17 protein-coding genes are annotated in these 20,427 nt (G+C 72.6%); 16 read left to right on the plus strand and 1 reads right to left on the minus strand.

Annotation, left to right across the window (positions count from 1 at the left end):
• Positions 1-2: 2 nt before the first annotated feature.
• The 12 genes from EV284_RS30595 to EV284_RS30650 all read left to right on the plus strand — a co-directional run bounded on the left by EV284_RS30595 (position 3) and on the right by EV284_RS30650 (position 14,995).
• Positions 3-1,289 carry a dihydroorotase gene (locus tag EV284_RS30595; protein WP_130339889.1) on the plus strand — a complete coding sequence of 429 codons (1,287 nt, stop codon included), beginning with the start codon at positions 3-5 and terminating at the stop codon, positions 1,287-1,289.
• Positions 1,286-1,870, plus strand: coding sequence for a hypothetical protein (locus EV284_RS30600; protein WP_130339891.1), 585 nt, complete (start codon positions 1,286-1,288; stop codon positions 1,868-1,870). Before EV284_RS30595 ends, EV284_RS30600 begins: the two co-directional genes overlap by 4 nt.
• Positions 1,867-3,021 (plus strand): glutamine-hydrolyzing carbamoyl-phosphate synthase small subunit, encoded by a 1,155-nt coding sequence (carA, locus tag EV284_RS30605; protein WP_130339893.1) that lies wholly within the window; start codon positions 1,867-1,869, stop codon positions 3,019-3,021. Before EV284_RS30600 ends, carA begins: the two co-directional genes overlap by 4 nt.
• Positions 3,014-6,322 (plus strand): carbamoyl-phosphate synthase large subunit, encoded by a 3,309-nt coding sequence (gene carB / locus EV284_RS30610; RefSeq protein WP_130339895.1) that lies wholly within the window; start codon positions 3,014-3,016, stop codon positions 6,320-6,322. Before carA ends, carB begins: the two co-directional genes overlap by 8 nt.
• A gap of 78 nt (positions 6,323-6,400) precedes the next feature.
• On the plus strand, positions 6,401-7,507 hold the full coding sequence (locus EV284_RS30615) for a quinone-dependent dihydroorotate dehydrogenase (protein ID WP_130339897.1): 1,107 nt from the start codon (positions 6,401-6,403) through the stop codon (positions 7,505-7,507).
• Entirely contained in the window at positions 7,504-8,343 is an 840-nt protein-coding gene (gene pyrF, locus EV284_RS30620) for an orotidine-5'-phosphate decarboxylase (protein WP_130339899.1), read from the plus strand. Before EV284_RS30615 ends, pyrF begins: the two co-directional genes overlap by 4 nt.
• 256 nt (positions 8,344-8,599) lie before the next feature.
• Positions 8,600-8,923, plus strand: coding sequence for an integration host factor (locus tag EV284_RS30625; protein WP_030810589.1), 324 nt, complete (start codon positions 8,600-8,602; stop codon positions 8,921-8,923).
• Between the two features lie 60 nt (positions 8,924-8,983).
• Complete coding sequence (gene gmk / locus EV284_RS30630; RefSeq protein WP_130339901.1) at positions 8,984-9,577, plus strand: guanylate kinase; 594 nt, start codon at positions 8,984-8,986, stop codon at positions 9,575-9,577.
• An 84-nt stretch (positions 9,578-9,661) separates the two neighbouring features.
• Entirely contained in the window at positions 9,662-9,934 is a 273-nt protein-coding gene (rpoZ, locus tag EV284_RS30635; protein ID WP_030810584.1) for a DNA-directed RNA polymerase subunit omega, read from the plus strand.
• Positions 9,935-10,061: 127 nt separating this feature from the next.
• Positions 10,062-11,264, plus strand: coding sequence for a bifunctional phosphopantothenoylcysteine decarboxylase/phosphopantothenate--cysteine ligase CoaBC (gene coaBC, locus EV284_RS30640; RefSeq protein ID WP_130340071.1), 1,203 nt, complete (start codon positions 10,062-10,064; stop codon positions 11,262-11,264).
• Positions 11,265-11,527: 263 nt separating this feature from the next.
• Positions 11,528-12,736 carry a methionine adenosyltransferase gene (metK, locus tag EV284_RS30645; RefSeq protein ID WP_130339903.1) on the plus strand — a complete coding sequence of 403 codons (1,209 nt, stop codon included), beginning with the start codon at positions 11,528-11,530 and terminating at the stop codon, positions 12,734-12,736.
• A gap of 111 nt (positions 12,737-12,847) precedes the next feature.
• Positions 12,848-14,995 (plus strand): primosomal protein N', encoded by a 2,148-nt coding sequence (locus EV284_RS30650; protein ID WP_130339905.1) that lies wholly within the window; start codon positions 12,848-12,850, stop codon positions 14,993-14,995.
• Positions 14,996-15,057: 62 nt separating this feature from the next.
• On the opposite strand, the gene EV284_RS30655 is transcribed toward EV284_RS30650, so the two are convergent.
• A complete protein-coding gene (locus EV284_RS30655) occupies positions 15,058-15,585 on the minus strand; it encodes a hypothetical protein (RefSeq protein WP_130339907.1) in 528 nt (175 codons plus the stop codon).
• Positions 15,586-15,927: 342 nt separating this feature from the next.
• Between EV284_RS30655 and fmt the strand changes: the two genes are divergently transcribed.
• The 4 genes from fmt (at position 15,928) to EV284_RS30675 (ending at position 20,337) form a co-directional block, all read left to right on the plus strand.
• Positions 15,928-16,860 (plus strand): methionyl-tRNA formyltransferase, encoded by a 933-nt coding sequence (gene fmt / locus EV284_RS30660; protein ID WP_130339909.1) that lies wholly within the window; start codon positions 15,928-15,930, stop codon positions 16,858-16,860.
• Positions 16,861-16,941: 81 nt separating this feature from the next.
• Positions 16,942-18,360, plus strand: a complete 1,419-nt coding sequence (locus EV284_RS30665) for a transcription antitermination factor NusB (protein ID WP_130339911.1) — start codon at positions 16,942-16,944, stop codon at positions 18,358-18,360.
• Positions 18,361-18,516: 156 nt separating this feature from the next.
• Complete coding sequence (gene rpe, locus EV284_RS30670) at positions 18,517-19,203, plus strand: ribulose-phosphate 3-epimerase (RefSeq protein ID WP_130339913.1); 687 nt, start codon at positions 18,517-18,519, stop codon at positions 19,201-19,203.
• Positions 19,204-19,293: 90 nt separating this feature from the next.
• A complete protein-coding gene (locus tag EV284_RS30675; protein ID WP_030810559.1) occupies positions 19,294-20,337 on the plus strand; it encodes a sugar-binding domain-containing protein in 1,044 nt (347 codons plus the stop codon).
• The last annotated feature ends 90 nt before the right edge of the window (positions 20,338-20,427 follow it).

Raw genomic sequence — 20,427 nt, forward strand, 5'->3', positions numbered from 1 at the left:
CCATGAGCAAGATCCTGATCCGTGGTGCGAAGGTGCTCGGGGGCGAGCCGCAGGACGTACTGATCGACGGCGAGCTGATCGCGGCGGTCGGCACCGGGCTGAGCGCCGAGGGCGCCGAGGTGGTCGAGGCCGACGGCAAGGTGCTGCTGCCGGGCCTGGTCGACCTGCACACCCATCTGCGCGAGCCGGGCCGCGAGGACTCCGAGACCGTGCTCACCGGCACCCGTGCCGCCGCCTCCGGCGGCTTCACCGCCGTCTTCGCCATGGCCAACACCTTCCCCGTCGCCGACACCGCCGGCGTGGTCGAGCAGGTCTGGCGGCTCGGCAAGGAGTCCGGCTACTGCGACGTACGCCCCATCGGCGCCGTCACCGTGGGCCTGGAGGGCAAGAAGCTCGCCGAGCTGGGCGCCATGCACGACTCGGCCGCCGAGGTCAGCGTCTTCTCCGACGACGGCAAGTGCGTGGACGACGCGGTGATCATGCGCCGCGCCCTGGAGTACGTGAAGGCGTTCGGCGGGGTCGTCGCCCAGCACGCCCAGGAGCCCCGGCTCACCGAGGGCGCCCAGATGAACGAGGGCGTCGTCTCCGCCGAGCTGGGCCTGGGCGGCTGGCCGGCCGTCGCCGAGGAGTCGATCATCGCGCGGGACGTGCTGCTCGCCGAGCACGTCGGCTCCCGGCTGCACATCTGCCACCTCTCCACGGCCGGCTCGGTGGAGATCATCCGCTGGGCCAAGTCCCGCGGCATCGACGTCACCGCCGAGGTGTGCCCGCACCACCTGCTCCTGACCGAGGAGATGGTGCGCACCTACAACCCCGCCTACAAGGTCAACCCGCCGCTGCGCACCGAGCGCGATGTACGCGCCCTGCGTGAGGCGCTGGCCGACGGCACGATCGACATCGTCGCCACCGACCACGCCCCGCACCCGCACGAGGACAAGGACTGCGAGTGGGCCGCGGCCGCGATGGGCATGGTCGGCCTGGAGACCGCGCTGTCCGTGGTGCAGGAGACCATGGTGGAGACCGGCCTGCTGGACTGGGCCGCGGTCGCCGACCGGATGTCCTTCACCCCGGCCCGGATCGGCGGCGCCACCGGCCACGGCCGCCCGGTCGCCGCGGGCGAGCCCGCCAACCTCACCCTCGTGGACACGGCCTACCGTGGACAGGTGGACCCCGCGCGCTTCGCCTCGCGCAGCCGCAACACCCCCTACGAGGGCCGCGAGCTGCCGGGCCGTGTCACCCACACCTGGCTGCGGGGCAAGGCCACGCTCATGGACGGGAAGCTCACGTGACACCTGCACCTCACCTCGCCGCATCGCTCGCCACGGTCCTGGCCGACGAGAAGAAGTCGGCCGCGGTGACCGACTGGGCCGCCCGCCTGGGCTGGCTCGTCGGCCTGGCCCTCTTCGTCGCCCTCGTCTACTGGCTGATGCGCGAGGGCTGGAAGTGGCGCGGCACCCTCCAGAGCGACCTGCCCGCACTCCCCGAGGTGCCGGACGACCTCGGCCCGGCCATCCTGACCATGAGCGGGCGCTACCACGGCTCCACCACCGCCGGGCAGTGGCTCGACCGGATCGTGGCCCACGGCCTGGGCTCCCGCAGCCGGGCCGAGCTGACCCTCACCGACGCGGGGCTGGCCGTCGAGCGCCCCGGCGCCACCGACTTCCTCATCCCCGCCGCGGCGCTGCGCGGCGCGCGGCTCGACAAGGGCATCGCGGGCAAGGTCCTCACCGAGGGCGGACTGCTCGTGGTGACCTGGGAGCACGGCGAGAAGCTGATCGACTCCGGCTTCCGCTCCGACCACGCGGCCGAACACACCACCTGGGTCGACACCCTGAACCAGATGACCAACCACACGGAAGGCGCACGATGACGACCTCCACCAGGGGAGCCGCGAAGACTCCCGCCGTACTCGTCCTGGAGGACGGCCGCGCCTTCCGCGGCCGCGCCTACGGGGCCGTGGGGGAGACCTTCGGCGAGGCCGTGTTCTCCACCGGCATGACCGGCTACCAGGAGACCCTGACCGACCCCTCCTACGACCGCCAGATCGTCGTCGCCACCGCCCCCCAGATCGGCAACACCGGCTGGAACGACGAGGACGACGAGTCCGGCCGCATCTGGGTCTCCGGCTACGTGGTCCGCGACCCCGCGCGCGTGCCGTCCAACTGGCGCTCCCGGCGCTCCCTGGACGACGAGCTGACCGCCCAGGGCGTCGTCGGCATCAGCGGCATCGACACCCGCGCCCTCACCCGCCACCTGCGCGAGCGCGGCTCGATGCGCGCCGGCATCTTCTCCGGCGAGGCGCTCGCCCCCGACGCCGAACTGGTGGAGCGGGTCAAGGCCCAGCCGCACATGAAGGGCGCGAGCCTCTACGAGGAGGTCGCCACCAAGGAGGCGTACGTCGTCCCCGCGGTCGGCGAGAAGAAGTTCACCGTCGCCGCGATCGACCTCGGCATCAAGGGCATGACCCCGCAGCGCATGGCCGAGCGCGGCATCGAGGTCCACGTGCTCCCGGCGACCGCCACGGCCGAGGACGTCTACGCCGTGGAGCCCGACGGCGTGTTCTTCTCCAACGGTCCCGGCGACCCGGCCACGGCCGACGGCCCGGTGGCCCTGATGACCGCCGTGCTGGAGCGGAAGACCCCGCTGTTCGGCATCTGCTTCGGCAACCAGATCCTCGGTCGCGCCCTCGGCTTCGGCACCTACAAGCTGAAGTACGGCCACCGCGGCATCAACCAGCCGGTCCAGGACCGCACCACCGGCAAGGTGGAGGTCACCGCGCACAACCACGGCTTCGCCGTCGACGCGCCGCTGGACAAGGTCAGCGAGACGAAGTTCGGCCGCGCCGAGGTCTCCCACGTCTGCCTGAACGACGACGTGGTGGAGGGCCTCCAGCTCCTCGACCAGCCGGCCTTCTCCGTCCAGTACCACCCCGAGGCGGCGGCCGGTCCGCACGACGCCGCCTACCTGTTCGACCGCTTCACGTCTTTGATGAGCACCGTCCGGGAGGGCCAGCGTGCCTAAGCGCTCCGACATCCAGTCCGTCCTGGTCATCGGCTCCGGCCCGATCGTCATCGGTCAGGCCGCAGAGTTCGACTACTCCGGAACCCAGGCGTGCCGCGTGCTCAAGGCCGAGGGCCTGCGCGTGATCCTGGTCAACTCCAACCCGGCGACGATCATGACCGACCCGGAGATCGCCGACGCCACCTACGTCGAGCCGATCACCCCCGAGTTCGTCGAGAAGATCATCGCCAAGGAGCGCCCCGACGCCCTCCTGCCCACCCTCGGCGGCCAGACCGCCCTGAACACCGCCATCTCGCTGCACGACAGCGGGGTGCTGGAGAAGTACGGCGTCGAACTGATCGGCGCCCGGCCCGAGGCGATCCACAAGGGCGAGGACCGCGACCTCTTCAAGGGCGTCGTGGAGGAGGTCCGCAAGAAGACCGGCCACGGCGAGTCCGCCCGCTCGGTCATCTGCCACACCATGGACGACGTCATCAGCGGCGTCGACACCCTCGGCGGCTACCCCGTCGTCGTCCGCCCGTCCTTCACCATGGGCGGCGCCGGCTCCGGGTTCGCCCACGACGAGGAGGAGCTGCGCCGCATCGCCGGCCAGGGCCTCACGCTCTCCCCGACCACCGAGGTGCTCTTGGAGGAGTCCATCCTCGGCTGGAAGGAGTACGAGCTGGAGCTGATGCGCGACAAGAACGACAACGTCGTGGTCGTCTGCTCCATCGAGAACTTCGACCCGATGGGCGTGCACACCGGCGACTCGATCACCGTCGCCCCCGCGATGACGCTGACCGACCGCGAGTACCAGCTGCTGCGCGACGTCGGCATCGCCATCATCCGTGAGGTCGGCGTCGACACCGGCGGCTGCAACATCCAGTTCGCGGTCAACCCCGAGGACGGCCGGGTCATCGTCATCGAGATGAACCCGCGCGTCTCGCGGTCCTCCGCGCTCGCCTCCAAGGCCACCGGCTTCCCGATCGCCAAGATCGCCGCCAAGCTGGCCGTCGGCTACACGCTGGACGAGATCCCGAACGACATCACGCGGGAGACCCCGGCCTCCTTCGAGCCCACGCTCGACTACGTCGTCGTCAAGGCCCCCCGGTTCGCCTTCGAGAAGTTCCCGCAGGCCGACTCCACGCTGACCACCACGATGAAGTCGGTCGGCGAGGCCATGGCCATCGGCCGCAACTTCACCGAGGCGTTCCAGAAGGCGCTGCGCTCGCTGGAGAAGAAGGGCAGCCAGTTCACCTTCATCGGTGACCCCGGCGACAAGCAGACCCTCCTCGAAGAGGCGGTACGCCCCACCGACGGCCGGATCAACACGGTCATGCAGGCGATCCGCGCCGGTGCCACGCCCGAGGAGATCTTCGAGTACACGAAGATCGACCCCTGGTTCGTGGACCAGCTCTTCCTCATCAAGGAGACCGCGGACGAGCTGGCCGAGGCGCCGGAGCTGACCGCCGAGCTGCTCGCCGAGGCCAAGCGGCACGGCTTCTCCGACCTCCAGATCGGGGAGATCCGGGGCCTGCGCGAGGACGTCGTCCGCGAGGTCCGGCACGTGCTCGGCATCCGCCCGGTCTACAAGACGGTCGACACCTGCGCCGCCGAGTTCGCCGCCCGGACGCCGTACTTCTACTCCTCCTACGACGAGGAGAGCGAGGTCGCGCCGCGCGAGAAGCCCGCCGTGATCATCCTGGGCTCCGGGCCCAACCGCATCGGCCAGGGCATCGAGTTCGACTACTCCTGCGTCCACGCCTCCTTCGCGCTCTCCGACGCCGGGTACGAGACCGTGATGGTCAACTGCAACCCGGAGACCGTCTCCACCGACTACGACACCTCCGACCGGCTCTACTTCGAGCCGCTCACCCTGGAGGACGTGCTGGAGATCGTGCACGCGGAGTCCCTCGCCGGCCCCGTCGCCGGTGTGGTCGTGCAGCTCGGCGGGCAGACCCCGCTGGGCCTCGCGCAGGCCCTGAAGGACAACGGTGTGCCGGTCGTCGGCACCCCGCCCGAGGCCATCCACGCCGCCGAGGACCGCGGCGCCTTCGGCCGCGTGCTCGCCGAGGCCGGCCTGCCCGCGCCCAAGCACGGCACCGCCACCACCTTCGCCGAGGCCAAGGCCATCGCGGACGAGATCGGCTACCCCGTCCTGGTCCGCCCCTCCTACGTCCTCGGCGGACGCGGCATGGAGATCGTGTATGAGGAGGAGCGGCTCTCCGCGTACATCGAGGAGTCCACCGAGATCAGCCCGTCCCGGCCGGTCCTCGTGGACCGCTTCCTGGACGACGCCATCGAGATCGACGTCGACGCCCTCTACGACGGCGAGGAGCTGTACCTCGGCGGCGTCATGGAGCACATCGAGGAGGCCGGCATCCACTCCGGCGACTCGGCGTGCGCCCTGCCCCCGATCACGCTGGGCGGTTTCGACATCAAGCGGCTGCGCGCCTCCACCGAGGCCATCGCCAAGGGCGTCGGCGTCCGCGGACTGATCAACATCCAGTTCGCCATGTCGGGCGACATCCTCTACGTCCTGGAGGCCAACCCCCGCGCCTCCCGCACGGTCCCGTTCACCTCCAAGGCGACCGCCGTCCCGCTCGCCAAGGCCGCCGCCCGCATCTCGCTGGGCACGACCATCGCCGAGCTGCGCGCCGAGGGCCTGCTGCCCGCCACCGGCGACGGCGGCGAACTCCCGCTGGACGCGCCGATCTCCGTCAAGGAGGCCGTGATGCCCTGGTCCCGCTTCCGGGACATCCAGGGCCGCGGCGTGGACACCGTGCTCGGCCCGGAGATGCGCTCCACCGGCGAGGTCATGGGCATCGACTCCGTCTTCGGCACGGCGTACGCCAAGTCGCAGGCGGGCGCGTACGGCCCGCTGCCCACCAAGGGCCGCGCGTTCATCTCGGTCGCCAACCGCGACAAGCGCTCGATGATCTTCCCGGCCCGCGAGCTGGTCGCGCACGGCTTCGAGCTGCTGGCCACCTCCGGCACCGCCGAGGTCCTCAAGCGCAACGGCATCAACGCCACCGTCGTGCGCAAGCAGTCCGAGGGCACCGGCCCGAACGGCGAGCGGACCATCGTCCAGCTCATCCACGACGGCGAGGTCGACCTCATCGTCAACACGCCCTACGGCACCGGCGGCCGCCTCGACGGCTACGACATCCGTACGGCGGCCGTGGCCCGCTCGGTGCCCTGCCTGACGACCGTCCAGGCGCTCGCCGCCGCCGTCCAGGGCATCGACGCCCTCGGCCGCGGGGACGTGGGCGTCCGCTCCCTCCAGGAGCACGCGGAACATCTGAACGCGGCCCGCGACTAGCCGCGCCGAGGGGGACACCGGAAACGGTGTCCCCCTCTTCATGAGCCACGCCCGCCCCCGCCTTCGAGGACTCTCCCCATGTACAAGCTGTTCTTCCGGCTGATCTTCCAGCGGATGGACCCGGAACAGGCCCACCACCTCGCCTTCCGCTGGATCCGTCTGCTCGCCCGCGTCCCGGTCCTGCGCACCTTCGCCGCCGCCGCGCTGGCCCCCCGGTACGAGGAACTGCGCACCGAGGCCCTCGGCCTGCGCATGCACGGCCCCTTCGGCCTCGCCGCCGGCTTCGACAAGAACGCCGTCGGCGTCGACGGACTCTCCATGCTCGGCTTCGACCACGTCGAGATCGGCACCGTCACCGGCGAGGCCCAGCCCGGCAACCCGAGGAAGCGGCTGTTCCGGCTGGTCGCCGACCGCGCCCTGATCAACCGCATGGGCTTCAACAACGAGGGCTCCCTCGCCGTCGCCGCCCGCCTCGCCTCCCGGCGCCCGGTGTTCCGGACGGTCGTCGGCGTCAACATCGGCAAGACCAAGGCCGTCTCCGAGGCGGACGCGGTCGCCGACTACGTGAAGTCCGCCGAGCGGCTCGCCCCGCACGCCGACTACCTCGTGGTCAACGTCTCCTCCCCGAACACCCCCGGCCTGCGCGACCTCCAGGCCACCGAGGCGCTGCGCCCGCTGCTCGGCGCGGTGCGCGAGGCCGCCGACCGCGCCACCGGCGCCCGCCGCGTGCCGCTCCTGGTGAAGATCGCCCCCGACCTGGCGGACCAGGACGTCGACGCCGTCGCCGACCTCGCCGTGGAACTCGGCCTGGACGGCATCATCGCCACCAACACCACCATCGCCCGCGAGGGCCTCGGCCTGCGCTCCGCGCCCTCCGTGGTCAAGGAGACCGGCGGCCTGTCCGGCGCCCCCCTCAAGGCGCGCTCCCTTCAGGTGCTGCGGCGCCTGTACGCGCGCGTGGGGGATCGCATCACCCTGGTGGGCGTCGGCGGCGTGGAGAGCGCCGAGGACGCCTGGCAGCGCATCCTGGCCGGCGCCACCCTGGTCCAGGGCTACAGCGCCTTCGTCTACGAGGGCCCCTTCTGGACCCGCGCCGTGCACAAGGGCCTCGCCGCCCGGCTCAAGGCCAGCCCGTACGCCACCCTCGCCGACGCGGTCGGCGCCGATGTCAGGAAGCCCGTATGACCGAGCCCTTCGGTACCCGTCTGCGCCGTGCCATGGACGAGCGCGGCCCGCTGTGCGTCGGCATCGACCCGCACGCCTCGCTGCTCGCCGACTGGGGCCTGAACGACGACGTGGCCGGCCTGGAGCGGTTCGGCCGCACGGTCGTGGAGGCTGTCGCCGACCGGGTCGCCGTCGTGAAGCCGCAGAGCGCGTTCTTCGAGCGGTTCGGCTCGCGCGGTGTCGCCGTCCTGGAGCGCGTCGTCGAGGAGACCCGCGCGGCGGGCGCCCTGGTCGTGATGGACGCCAAGCGCGGCGACATCGGCTCCACCATGGCCGGGTATGCGGAGGCGTTCCTGCACAAGGACGCCCCGCTGTTCTCGGACGCGCTCACCGTCTCCCCGTACCTCGGCTACGGCTCGCTCGCCCCGGCGGTCGAGCTGGCCCGCGAGAGCGGCACCGGGCTGTTCGTGCTCGCGCTGACCTCCAACCCGGAGGGCCCCGAGGTGCAGCACGCGGTCCGCGCGGACGGGCGCAGTGTCGCCGCGACCGTGCTGGCCCACCTCGCCGCCGAGAACGCGGGCGCCGAGCCGCTGGGCTCCTTCGGCGCGGTCGTGGGCGCCACGGTGGGGGACCTCTCGTCCTACGACCTCGCCATCAACGGGCCGCTGCTCGCCCCCGGCGTCGGTGCCCAGGGCGCCACCCCGGCGGACCTGCCGGCGGTGTTCGGGAGCGCGGTGGGCAACGTGGTGCCGAACGTCAGCCGGGGCGTGCTGCGGCACGGTCCCGACATCGGGGCGCTGCGGGCGGCCACGGCGGCCTTCGCGGACGAGATCCGGGCCGCCGTCCCGGCTTCCTGAGCACCGCGGACGGGCTCGACCGGGGGTCCGAGAGGCGAATACATCCACGAATCGTGGGCAGTATGCCCGAAAAGTCCGGCCTCACGGAGGCTGACCAGGACTTTTCCGCTGTTCTCGCTGACTCCGGCGGACATGCCCGCTAGTCTCCGAGGCAGTGAGAGCGGGCGAGCGTGTTGCTCGTGGCTCCCCAGGTGTGGGGCGACTAGGTTCCTCACCGGTCCGTATCCGACAGTTCGACATCCGAGGTGACGTAGGCGTGGCTCTTCCGCCCCTTACCCCTGAACAGCGCGCAGCCGCGCTCGAAAAGGCCGCCGCGGCTCGCCGGGAGCGGGCCGAGGTCAAGAATCGACTCAAGCACTCCGGCGCCTCGCTGCACGAGGTCATCAAGCAGGGCCAGGAGAACGAGGTCATCGGCAAGATGAAGGTCTCGGCCCTTCTGGAGTCCCTGCCGGGCGTGGGCAAGGTCCGCGCCAAGCAGATCATGGAGCGTCTGGGGATCTCCGAGAGCCGCCGTGTCCGCGGCCTCGGTTCCAACCAGATCGCCTCTCTGGAGCGTGAGTTCGGCAGCACCGGCTCCTGAGTCCGGGCGCTGCCCGGACCGGAGTCCCGGACACTCCGGGATTGCTGGAATAATCGCTGCATGGCTGGAACATTCCGGGGGACGTCCCCCGTACCCCCGGACGCACGTCCGCGGCTGACCGTGCTCTCCGGCCCCTCCGGGGTCGGCAAGAGCACGGTCGTCGCCCATATGCGCAAAGAACACCCCGACGTCTGGCTGTCGGTGTCCGCGACCACCCGCAAGCCGCGCCCCGGCGAGCAGCACGGTGTCCACTACTTCTTCGTCAGCGACGAGGAGATGGACAAGCTGATCGCCAACGGCGAGCTGCTGGAGTGGGCCGAGTTCGCCGGCAACCGCTACGGCACGCCCCGCGCGGCCGTGCTGGAGCGGCTGGAGAAGGGCGAGCCGGTGCTGCTGGAGATCGACCTCCAGGGCGCCCGGCAGGTCCGCGAGTCGATGTCCGACGCCCAACTGGTCTTCCTCGCCCCGCCGTCCTGGGACGAGCTGGTGCGCAGGCTCACCGGCCGGGGCACCGAGCCGCCGGAGGTCATCGAGCGCCGGCTGGAGGCGGCCCGGACGGAACTGGCCGCCGAGCCCGAGTTCGACGTCACCCTGGTCAACACCTCCGTCGAGGACGTGGCCGGGGAGCTGCTAGCCTTGATGGACGTTGTGTGATCGTGACCGCCGTCCATGAACAGGGCCTACCGGTCACGGTGCTCCACACCGACTGATTCTTTCCCACCCATCGGAAGGCAGAGCGTGTCCTCTTCCATCACCGCGCCCGAGGGCATCATCAACCCTCCGATCGACGAGCTCCTCGAGGCCACCGACTCGAAGTACAGCCTGGTGATCTACGCGGCCAAGCGCGCCCGTCAGATCAACGCGTACTACTCGCAGCTCGGTGAGGGCCTCCTCGAGTACGTCGGTCCGCTCGTCGACACCCACGTCCACGAGAAGCCGCTCTCGATCGCGCTGCGCGAGATCAACGCCGGTCTGCTGACCTCCGAGGCCATCGAGGGCCCGGTCCAGTAGTTCCACCGCTCGCGGTCGTACTTTCAGATCGCGGTCGACTTTTCCACAGGCCCGGCAGTCATGCTGCCGGGCCTGTGGTGTGTCATGGGTGTCAAAGGTTCTCGAAGTCGGGGAGACGGTGGAGACGGTGGACAAGCCGAAGGTCGTGCTGGGCGTCAGCGGTGGCATCGCCGCCTACAAGTCCTGTGAGCTGCTCAGACGGTTCACCGAGTCGGGGCACGACGTGCGGGTGGTGCCGACCGCCTCCGCACTGCACTTCGTCGGCGCCGCCACCTGGTCCGCGCTGTCCGGCAACCCGGTCTCCACCGAGGTCTGGGACAGCGTCCACGAGGTGCCGCACGTCCGCATCGGGCAGCACGCCGACCTCGTGGTGGTCGCGCCCGCCACCGCCGACATGCTCGCCAAGGCCGCGCACGGCCTCGCCGACGACCTGCTCACCAACACCCTGCTCACCGCGCGCTGCCCGGTGGTCTTCGCCCCGGCGATGCACACCGAGATGTGGGAGCACCCGGCCACCCAGGAGAACGTGGCCACCCTGCGCCGCCGGGGCGCGGTCGTCATCGAGCCCGCCGTGGGCCGCCTCACCGGCGTCGACACCGGCAAGGGGCGGCTGCCCGACCCGGCCGAGATCTTCGAGGTGTGCCGCCGGGTGCTCGCGCGGGGCGTGAGCGGACCCGACCTCGCGGGCCGCCATGTCGTGGTCTCGGCGGGCGGCACCCGTGAACCGCTCGACCCGGTGCGCTTCCTCGGCAACCGCTCCTCCGGCAAGCAGGGGTACGCCCTCGCCCGGACCGCCGCCGCGCGCGGGGCCCGCGTGACCTTGGTCTCGGCCAACGCCTCCCTGCCCGACCCGGCCGGGGTGGACATCGTGCACGTCGGCACCGCCGTCCAGCTCCGCGAGGCGGTGCTCAAGGCAGCGGCCGACGCGGACGCCGTGGTCATGGCCGCCGCCGTCGCCGACTTCCGCCCGGCGGTCTACGCGAGCGGCAAGATCAAGAAGAAGGACGGCCAGGAGCCCGAGCCGGTCGCCCTGGTCCGCAACCCCGATGTGCTCGCCGAGGTCTCCGCCGAGCGCGCCCGCCCCGGCCAGGTCGTCGTCGGCTTCGCAGCCGAGACCGACGACGTGCTCGCCAACGGCCGCGCGAAGCTTGCCCGCAAGGGCTGCGACCTGCTGGTGGTCAACGAGGTGGGGGAGCGCCGGACCTTCGGCTCGGAGGAGAACGAGGCGGTGGTCCTCGGCGCCGACGGCACCGAGACGGCCGTACCGCACGGGCCGAAGGAGGACCTGGCGGACACCGTCTGGGACCTGGTGACGGCTCGGCTGGGCTGAGCGGCTGGGCCGTTCGGGGCGGTCCGTTTTCGGCCACCCGGAGTCTTTTTTTCATACCGGGATGGCGTGTGGCGGATCTGTTCAAGGCCGCGCTCCAGCGTGCAGAATGCCTGTGCCGCAGGTCACAGCGTTCTCGCTGGGCGAGAACGGGTGGCCCCGCGGCCAGGTGCGACCGATAAACTGTTCACGGACGACGTTGGGCGCAGCTCCCGACGTGGTCCTTCAATGATCAGCCAGCAGCCGCTGCAACCCCAGGGAGCGTTGTGTCCCGTCGCCTGTTCACCTCGGAGTCCGTGACCGAAGGTCACCCCGACAAGATCGCTGACCAGATCAGCGACACCATTCTCGACGCGCTGCTCCGCGAGGACCCCTCGTCCCGCGTCGCCGTCGAGACGCTGATCACCACCGGCCTGGTGCACGTGGCCGGCGAGGTCACGACCAAGGCCTACGCGCCCATCGCCCAGTTGGTGCGCGAGAAGATCCTGGAGATCGGTTACGACTCCTCCAAGAAGGGCTTCGACGGCGCCTCCTGCGGCGTCTCGGTGTCCATCGGCGCGCAGTCCCCGGACATCGCGCAGGGCGTCGACACGGCCTACGAGTCCCGGGTCGAGGGCGACGAGGACGAGCTGGACAAGCAGGGCGCGGGCGACCAGGGCCTGATGTTCGGCTACGCCTCGGACGAGACGCCGACGCTGATGCCGCTGCCGATCTTCCTGGCGCACCGCCTGTCCAAGCGCCTCTCCGAGGTCCGCAAGAACGGCACCATCCCCTACCTGCGCCCCGACGGCAAGACCCAGGTCACCATCGAGTACGACGGCGACAAGGCCGTCCGTCTCGACACCGTCGTGGTCTCCTCCCAGCACGCCTCCGACATCGACCTCGAGTCGCTGCTCGCGCCCGACATCCGCGAGTTCGTGGTGGAGCCCGAGCTGAAGGCCCTGCTGGACGAGGGCATCAAGATCGACACCGAGGGCTACCGCCTGCTGGTCAACCCGACCGGCCGCTTCGAGATCGGCGGCCCGATGGGTGACGCGGGCCTCACCGGCCGCAAGATCATCATCGACACCTACGGCGGCTTCGCCCGGCACGGTGGCGGCGCCTTCTCGGGCAAGGACCCGTCCAAGGTGGACCGCTCGGCCGCGTACGCGATGCGCTGGGTCGCCAAGAACGTGGTGGCCGCGGGCCTCGCTTCGCGCTGCGAGGTCCAGGTCGCCTACGCGATCGGCAAGGCCGAGCCGGTCGGTCTCTTCGTGGAGACCTTCGGCACCGCCAAGATCGAGCCCGAGAGGATCGAGAAGGCCATCGACGAGGTCTTCGACCTGCGTCCGGCCGCGATCATCCGCGACCTCGACCTGCTGCGCCCGATCTACGCCCAGACGGCGGCCTACGGCCACTTCGGCCGCGAGATCCCCGACTTCACCTGGGAGCGCACCGACCGCGTCGACGCCCTGCGCAAGGCCGCCGGCGTCTGATCCGCACCACGCGAACCGGGGCCCGGCCTCCCTTGGGGGACGCCGGGCCCCGGCACGTTCCCGGTGCCTCGGCGGGCGGTGCTGTCCGTGGTCTTTGGTAAGAATGCAAGCGTGAGCAGCGACAACGGGCCGGGGGACGGCGGGGCCGAGGGGCCGCCGCCGGAGCAGCTCGCGCTCATCCGGGAGAGCGTGCGCGGCGCCGACGTACCGCGCGCCAAGCCCCGCACCTGGCGGGGGGCCGCGCTCGCCAAGGACCGGCCGGTCGCGCGGGTGCTCGTCGACAAGGGTGTCCTGCACCTCGACCGGTACTTCGACTACGCGGTGCCCGAGGAGCTCGACGCCGACGCCCAGCCCGGCGTCCGGGTCCGGGTGCGGTTCGGCGCCGGGCGGCACCGGGTGCGCGACGGGCGGCGCGAGGGCGGCGGCCTGATCGACGGCTACCTGATCGAGCGGCGGGACGAGTCCGACTACGCCGGGCCGCTCGCCGCCCTCGCCCAGGTCGTCTCCCCGGAGCCGGTGCTCGGCGAGGAACTCCTCGGCCTGTGCCGCGCCGTCGCCGACCGGTACGCGGGCAGCCTCGCAGACGTGCTGCAACTGGCCGTACCGCCGCGCAGCGCCCGCGCGGAGAAGCGGGCCTCCCCCGAGCCCCTCCCCGCGCCCCCCGCCCCGGAGGCGGGCACCTGGGCCCGCTACGAGCACGGTCCCGCCTTCCTCGACGCCCTGGCCGCCGGCGGTTCACCCCGTGCGGTGTGGAACGCGCTGCCCGGACCCGGGTGGAGCGAGGAGATCGCCCGTGCCGTCGCCGCCACCCTCGCCTCGGGACGCGGTGCCCTGGTCGTCGTCCCCGACGGACGGACCGCCGCGCGGGTCGACGCCGCGCTGACCGGCCTGCTGGGCAAGGGCCGCCACGCACTGCTGACCGCCGACGCCGGCCCCGAGAAGCGGTACGCCCAGTGGCTCGCGGTCCGGCGCGGCTCCGTAAGGGCGGTCGTCGGTACCCGCGCCGCCATGTTCGCCCCCGTGCGGGACCTCGGGCTCGTGGCCATCTGGGACGACGGCGACGACAGCCACAGCGAGCAGCACGCACCCCAGCCGCACGCCCGCGATGTCCTGCTGCTGCGCGCCTCCCTCGACAAGTGCGCCTTTCTGGTGGGCAGTTGGAGCTGCACGGTGGAGGCCGCGCAGCTCGTGGAGAGCGGCTGGGCGCGGCCCCTGACCGCCGGACGCGACCAGGTCCGCCGGACCGCGCCGCTGGTCCGCACCGTCGGGGACACCGACCTCGCCCGGGACGAGGCCGCCCGTGCCGCCCGGCTGCCCAGCCTCGCCTGGCAGGCCGTCCGGGAGGGGCTCAGGACCGGCCCGGTGCTGGTGCAGGTGCCCCGGCGCGGCTACGTACCCCGCCTGGCCTGCGCCCAGTGCCGGGCGCCCGCGCGGTGCGCGCACTGCGCCGGGCCGCTCCAGGCGCAGGACGCGGGGGCGCTGCGCTGCGAGTGGTGCGGGCGGGAGGAGCACTCCTGGCACTGCCCCGAGTGCGGCGGCTTCCGGCTGCGCGCCCAGGTCGTCGGCGCACGCCGTACCGCCGAGGAGCTCGGGCGCGCCTTCCCCGCCGTGCCGGTGCGTACCTCCGGCCGCGAGCACGTGCTCGACACCGTGCCGGACGCGCCCGCCCTGGTCGTCAGCACGCCGGGCGCCGAGCCGGTGGCCGAGGGCGGTTACGCGGCCGCGCTGCTGCTGGACGGCTGGGCCATGCTCGGCCGGCCGGACCTGCGCTCCGGCGAGGACGCGCTGCGCCGGTGGATCGGCGCTGCCGCGCTGGTCCGGCCGCAGGGCGAGGGCGGGACCGTGGTGGTCGTGGCCGAGCCGACCCTCCGGCCGGTGCAGGCGCTCGTCCGCTGGGACCCTGTCGGGTTCGCGGTCCGTGAGCTGGCCGAGCGGGCCGAGCTCGGGTTTCCCCCCGTGTCCCGGATGGCCGCGGTGTCCGGGACGACGGAGGCGGTTGCCGAGTTCCTCGCGGCCGTGGACTCACCCCCGGACGCGGAGGTGCTGGGGCCGGTGCCGCTGCCGCCGACCCTGCCCGGCCGGCCCCGCCGCCCCGGCGCGCCCCCGCCGGGGGAGCAGTGGGAACGCGCGCTGATCCGGGTACCGCCCGGCAGCGGGTCCGCCCTGGCGTCCGCCCTGAAGACGGCCCAGGCTGCGCGGATGGCGCTGGGGAGTGGAGAGCCGGTACGGGTGCGGATCGATCCGCCGGACATCGGCTGAGGGTTCGGCCCGGCACACGAACGCCCTCCCGGTCGGTTGCCGGGAGGGCGCGGGTCGGGCGGTCAGCCGCTGCGGGGGCCGGGGAAGGCGGGGGGCCTCGGGTCGTCGCGGAGGGTGGGGCTGCCCGAGGTCGGCTGGGTCGGCATGGAGCGGGCCGCGGGGACGGTCGGCACGCCGGTGTTGATGGTGCGGGTGCCCGAGGGCTCGCCGGCCCGCTCGGCCTCGGCCGCGGCCTGGGCGGCGGCCCGGCGGGCGCCGTAACGGCGGTGCACGGCCTGCTTGGTGACGCCGAGCGCGGAGCCCACCGCGTCCCACGAGAAGCCGAGCGAACGGTCGAAGTCCACGGCCGCCGTCACCAGGGTCTCGACGCTGTCCCGGAGTTCCTGGGCGAGGCGGACCGTCGGGGCCGGGGCGCGTCCGTAGACGACGAAGCCGGTGGACGGGCCGGAGCGGCGGGGACGGTAGACGTTGCCGAGCTGGGCGGTGAGGGTGCGCAGCGCGTCCACCTGCCGGCGGACCCGCTCGATGTCGCGCACCAGCAAGTGCAGGCTGGCACGGGCCTGGGCGTCGTGCGTTGCGTGGTCGGCCATGAACAAGCCTCTCGAACCGGCGTTGAAAGGAAGTGGGCGGCCGAAGCGGCCCGAAGTGGTCAACTCTCTCTTGACCAACGCGTGGGCGCTCCGCTGGTCACGGGGTGGGGGCGCGCGGGGTGTGTCTGTACGCCGGGGTCCCCCACCCGCGCACCGCTCGTTCGCCGTCGGCGGGGAGAGGCTGGACGACATGTGGGGGCTGATGGCCGTCTGCCTCGGGCCGGGTGGGTGGCCGAGGCGGCCGGACAGCCCGGCGTCCGCGGGCGGGCAGTCCGGCGTCCGCCGGCAGTCATAGACTGGTCCGCTGCCGTCCGCCGTCGTCCGAGAGGCTCGTTCCTGACCATGAAGCTCGTCTTCGCCGGTACCCCAGAGGTCGCCGTTCCCGCTCTGGACGCTCTGATCGACTCCGGTCGGCACGAGGTGGCCGCTGTCGTCACCCGGCCCGACGCGCCCGCCGGGCGGGGCCGCAGGCTGGTCGCGTCGCCCGTGGCCCAGCGGGCGGAGGAGGCCGGGATCGAGGTGCTGAAGCCGGCCAGTCCGCGCGACCCGGCCTTCCTGGAGCGGCTGCGGGAGATCGGCCCGGACTGCTGCCCGGTCGTCGCCTACGGCGCCCTGCTGCCCCGCGTCGCCCTCGACATCCCCGTCCACGGCTGGGTCAACCTGCACTTCTCGCTGCTGCCCGCCTGGCGCGGAGCCGCGCCCGTGCAGCACTCGATCATGTCCGGCGACCAGATCACCGGCGCCTCCACCTTCCTCATCGAGGAGGGCCTGGACTCCGGCCCGGTCTACGGCACCGTCACCGAGGAGATCCGGCCCACCGACACCAGCGGCGACCTGCTCACCCGGCTCGCCTTCGCCGGCTCCGGGCTGCTGGCGGCCACCATGGACGGCATCGCGGACGGCACCCTCAAGGCCGTACCGCAGCCCGCCGAGGGCATCACGCTCGCGCCGAAGATCACGGTCGAGGACGCCAAGGTCGACTGGGCGGCGCCCGCGCTGCGCGTCGACCGGGTGGTGCGCGGCTGCACGCCCGCCCCCGGCGCGTGGACCGTGTTCCGGGGCGAGCGGCTCAAGCTCGTGCAGGTCGCGCCGGTGCCCGAGCGGACGGACCTCGCGCCCGGCAGGCTCGCCGTCGGCAAGAACAGCGTGCACGTGGGCACGGGTTCGTACGCGGTCGAACTGCTCTGGGTGCAGGCGCAGGGCAAGAAGCCGATGCGGGCCGCCGACTGGGCGCGCGGGGCGCGGATCGCCGAGGGCGAGGCGCTCGGCGGCTGACACCCCGCGAGTGGGGGGTGACGGTCCGCCGACGTACGCTGGTGACCGCACCCCCTTGACCACATCCGGAGCACCTTTCCCGTGAGCGAGCAGTCCCGTCGGCCGCACCGGCCCGCCAAGCCCTACCGGCGCCCCCAGAAGGACCCCGTCCGCATCCTCGCCTTCGAGGCGCTGCGCGCGGTGGACGAACGGGACGCCTACGCCAACCTCGTGCTGCCCCCGCTGCTGCGCAAGGCGCGGGAGAACGGGGACTTCGACGCACGGGACGCCGCCCTCGCCACCGAGCTGGTCTACGGCACGCTGCGCCGCCAGGGCACGTACGACGCGATCATCGCCGAGTGCGTGGACCGCCCGCTGCGCGAGGTGGACCCGCCGGTGCTCGACGTACTGAGCCTCGGCGCGCACCAGTTGCTCGGTACGCGCATCCCCACCCACGCCGCCGTCTCCGCCTCGGTCGAGCTGGCGCGGGTGGTGCTCGGCGACGGCCGGGCCAAGTTCGTCAACGCCGTGCTGCGCAAGATCACCCAGCACGACCTGGACGGCTGGCTGGAGCGGGTCGCGCCGTCCTACGAGGAGGACCCCGAGGACCACCTCGCCGTCGTCCACTCCCACCCCCGCTGGGTCGTCTCCGCGCTGTGGGACTCCCTCGGCGGCGGCCGCGCCGGCATCGAGGAACTCCTCGCGGCGGACAACGAGCGTCCCGAGGTCACCCTCGTCGCGCGGCCCGGCCGGTCCACCGCCGAGGAACTGCTGACCGAGGACGCGGCCGTGGCCGGCAACTGGTCCCCGTACGCGGTACGCCTCACCGAGGGCGGCGAACCGGGCGCGGTGGAGGCCGTGCGCGAGGGGCGGGCCGGTGTGCAGGACGAGGGCAGCCAGCTGGTCGCCCTCGCCCTCGCCGACGCGCCCCTGGACGGTCCCGACGAGAAGTGGCTCGACGGCTGCGCCGGCCCCGGCGGCAAGGCCGCGCTGCTGGCCGCCCTGGCCGCCCAGCGCGGTGCCACCCTGGTCGCCTCCGAGAAGCAGCCGCACCGAGCGGGCCTGGTGGCCAAGGCGCTGGCCGGCAACCCCGGCCCGTACCAGGTGATCACCGCCGACGGCACCCGTCCGCCGTGGCGCCCCGGAACCTTCGACCGCGTCCTGATGGACGTCCCCTGCACCGGCCTCGGCGCCCTGCGCCGCCGCCCCGAGGCCCGCTGGCGCCGCCGCCCCGAGGACCTCGAGAACTTCGCCCCGGTCCAGCGAGCCCTCCTGCGCACCGCCCTGGACTCCGTCCGCGTGGGCGGAGTGGTCGGCTACGCCACCTGCTCCCCCCACCTCGCGGAGACCCGGGCCGTGGTGGCCGACCTCCTGAAGCAGCACCCCGACGCCGAACTGATCGACGCCCGCCCCCTCCTCCCCGGCGTCCCCGACCTGGGCGAGGGCCCCGACATCCAGCTCTGGCCCCACAAACACGGCACGGACGCCATGTACCTGGCCCTGATCCGCCGCACGGCATGAAGGACTTGCGGCACGGCTGAAACCCCGCCCAGGGCAGCCACCCCAGGGGCGCGGGGAACTGCGCGACCAACCCCCACCGGCCCGGTACCCGAAGAACAACCGCACCTCCACCGGGCCGACGCCGCGCCCCCCGGAGGGGCATGGCAGGCTTGGTCCATGGCCGCGCAGATCAACCCCAGCATCCTGTCCGCAGACTTCGCCCGCCTCGCCGACGAGGCGAAGGCGGTCGAGGGGGCCGACTACCTCCACGTCGACGTCATGGACAACCATTTCGTCCCGAACCTCACGCTCGGCACCCCGGTGGTGGAGTCCCTGGCCCGCGCCACGGACATCCCGCTGGACTGCCACCTGATGATCGAGGACCCCGACCGCTGGGCCCCGCAGTACGTCGAGGCCGGAGCCTCCTCGGTGACCTTCCACGTCGAGGCGGCGCACGCCCCCATCCGGCTCGCCCGCGAGATCCGCGCCAAGGGCGCCCGCGCCGCCATGGCCCTCAAGCCCGCGACGCCGATCGAAGCGTACGAGGACATGCTCCCCGAGCTGGACATGCTGCTGATCATGACGGTCGAGCCGGGCTTCGGCGGGCAGGCGTTCCTCGACATCACGCTGCCCAAGATCCGCCGTACCCGCGAGCTGATCGCCAAGCACGGCCTGCAGATGTGGCTCCAGGTCGACGGCGGTGTCTCGGCCGAGACGATCGAGCGGTGCGCCGAGGCGGGGGCGGACGTCTTCGTCGCCGGATCGGCCGTGTACGGGGCCGAGGACCCCGCCGAGGCGGTCCGTGCGCTGCGCGCGAAGGCGGACCGGGCGATCGCCGATTCGACCTGGGCGTGCGGCCACTGAGCCACGCCGAGGTGAACGCTTGAGAGAAGGCCGCCCATCAGGGCGGATTCACGGCGCCGGATCTGCGAGGATGAACGGCGAATCCAGAGTGTGAACAGCAGTGAGGAGAGCGCCGTGTCGGGTATGTCGGCGGGCCGGTCAGCCATGCGGATGGGACCCGCTGAGCTGGTGCAGGCGGCGGCCATGGCCCGCCGCTTCTACCTGGAGGGCAAGTCCAAGATCCAGATCGCCGAGGAGTTCGGCGTCAGCCGCTTCAAGGTGGCCCGGGTCCTGGAGACCGCCCTCGAACGGGATCTCGTCCGCATCGAGATCCGAGTCCCGGCCGAGCTGGACGCCGAGCGCTCGGACGCGCTCCGGGCCCGGTACGGCCTCAGGCACGCCGTCGTGGTCGAGTCCCCGGCCGACGCCGAGGAGACCCCCGACCCGGAGAACCTGGGCGAGGTCGCCGCCGACCTGCTCGGTGAACTCGTCGACGAGGGTGATGTCCTCGGCCTCGCCTGGGGCCGCTCCACCATCCACATGGCGGCCGCGCTCGACCGGCTTCCGCCGTGCACGGTGGTGCAGCTGACGGGCGTGTACGACGCCGGGACCGCGGAGCGCGGCTCGGTGGAGGCCGTCCGCCGCGCCGCCCAGGTCTCCGGCGGGGACGCCCACCCCATCTACGCGCCGATGCTGCTGCCGGACGAGGCCACGGCCGCCGCCCTGCGCAACCAGACCGGGATCGCCCGCGCCTTCGAGTACTTCGACAAGGTCACGGTCGCCTGCGTCTCCATCGGTTCCTGGGAGCCAGGCATCTCCACGGTGCACGACATGCTCAGCGACGAGGAGCGCGCGCACTACGCCTCGCTCGGCGTCGCCGCCGAGATGTCCGCGCACCTCTTCGACGCCGACGGACGCCGGATCGGACGGGACCTGGGCGAGCGGTGCATCACGGTCAAGACCGACCAGTTGCGCCGTATCCCCGAGGTCGTGGCCATCGCGGGCGGGCAGCGCAAGGCCCCGGCGATCGACGCGGTGCTGCGCTCCGGGCTGGTCACCAGCCTGGTGACGGACACCTCGGCCGCGGACTACCTGCTCACCGCGGGTGCCGCGCCGAAGCCCGCGCTCAGCCGCGCCGACCCCGACGGGGTCTGAGTCCCCCCGGGGTCTGAGTCCCCCCGGGGTCTCGCGTCCCCCGGGGGGCTCGCGTCCCCACGGGGTCCGAGGCCGGAATCCGGCGGAACG

Source organism: Streptomyces sp. BK022 (assembly GCF_004217355.1).
Taxonomy (GTDB): domain Bacteria; phylum Actinomycetota; class Actinomycetes; order Streptomycetales; family Streptomycetaceae; genus Streptomyces; species Streptomyces griseoluteus.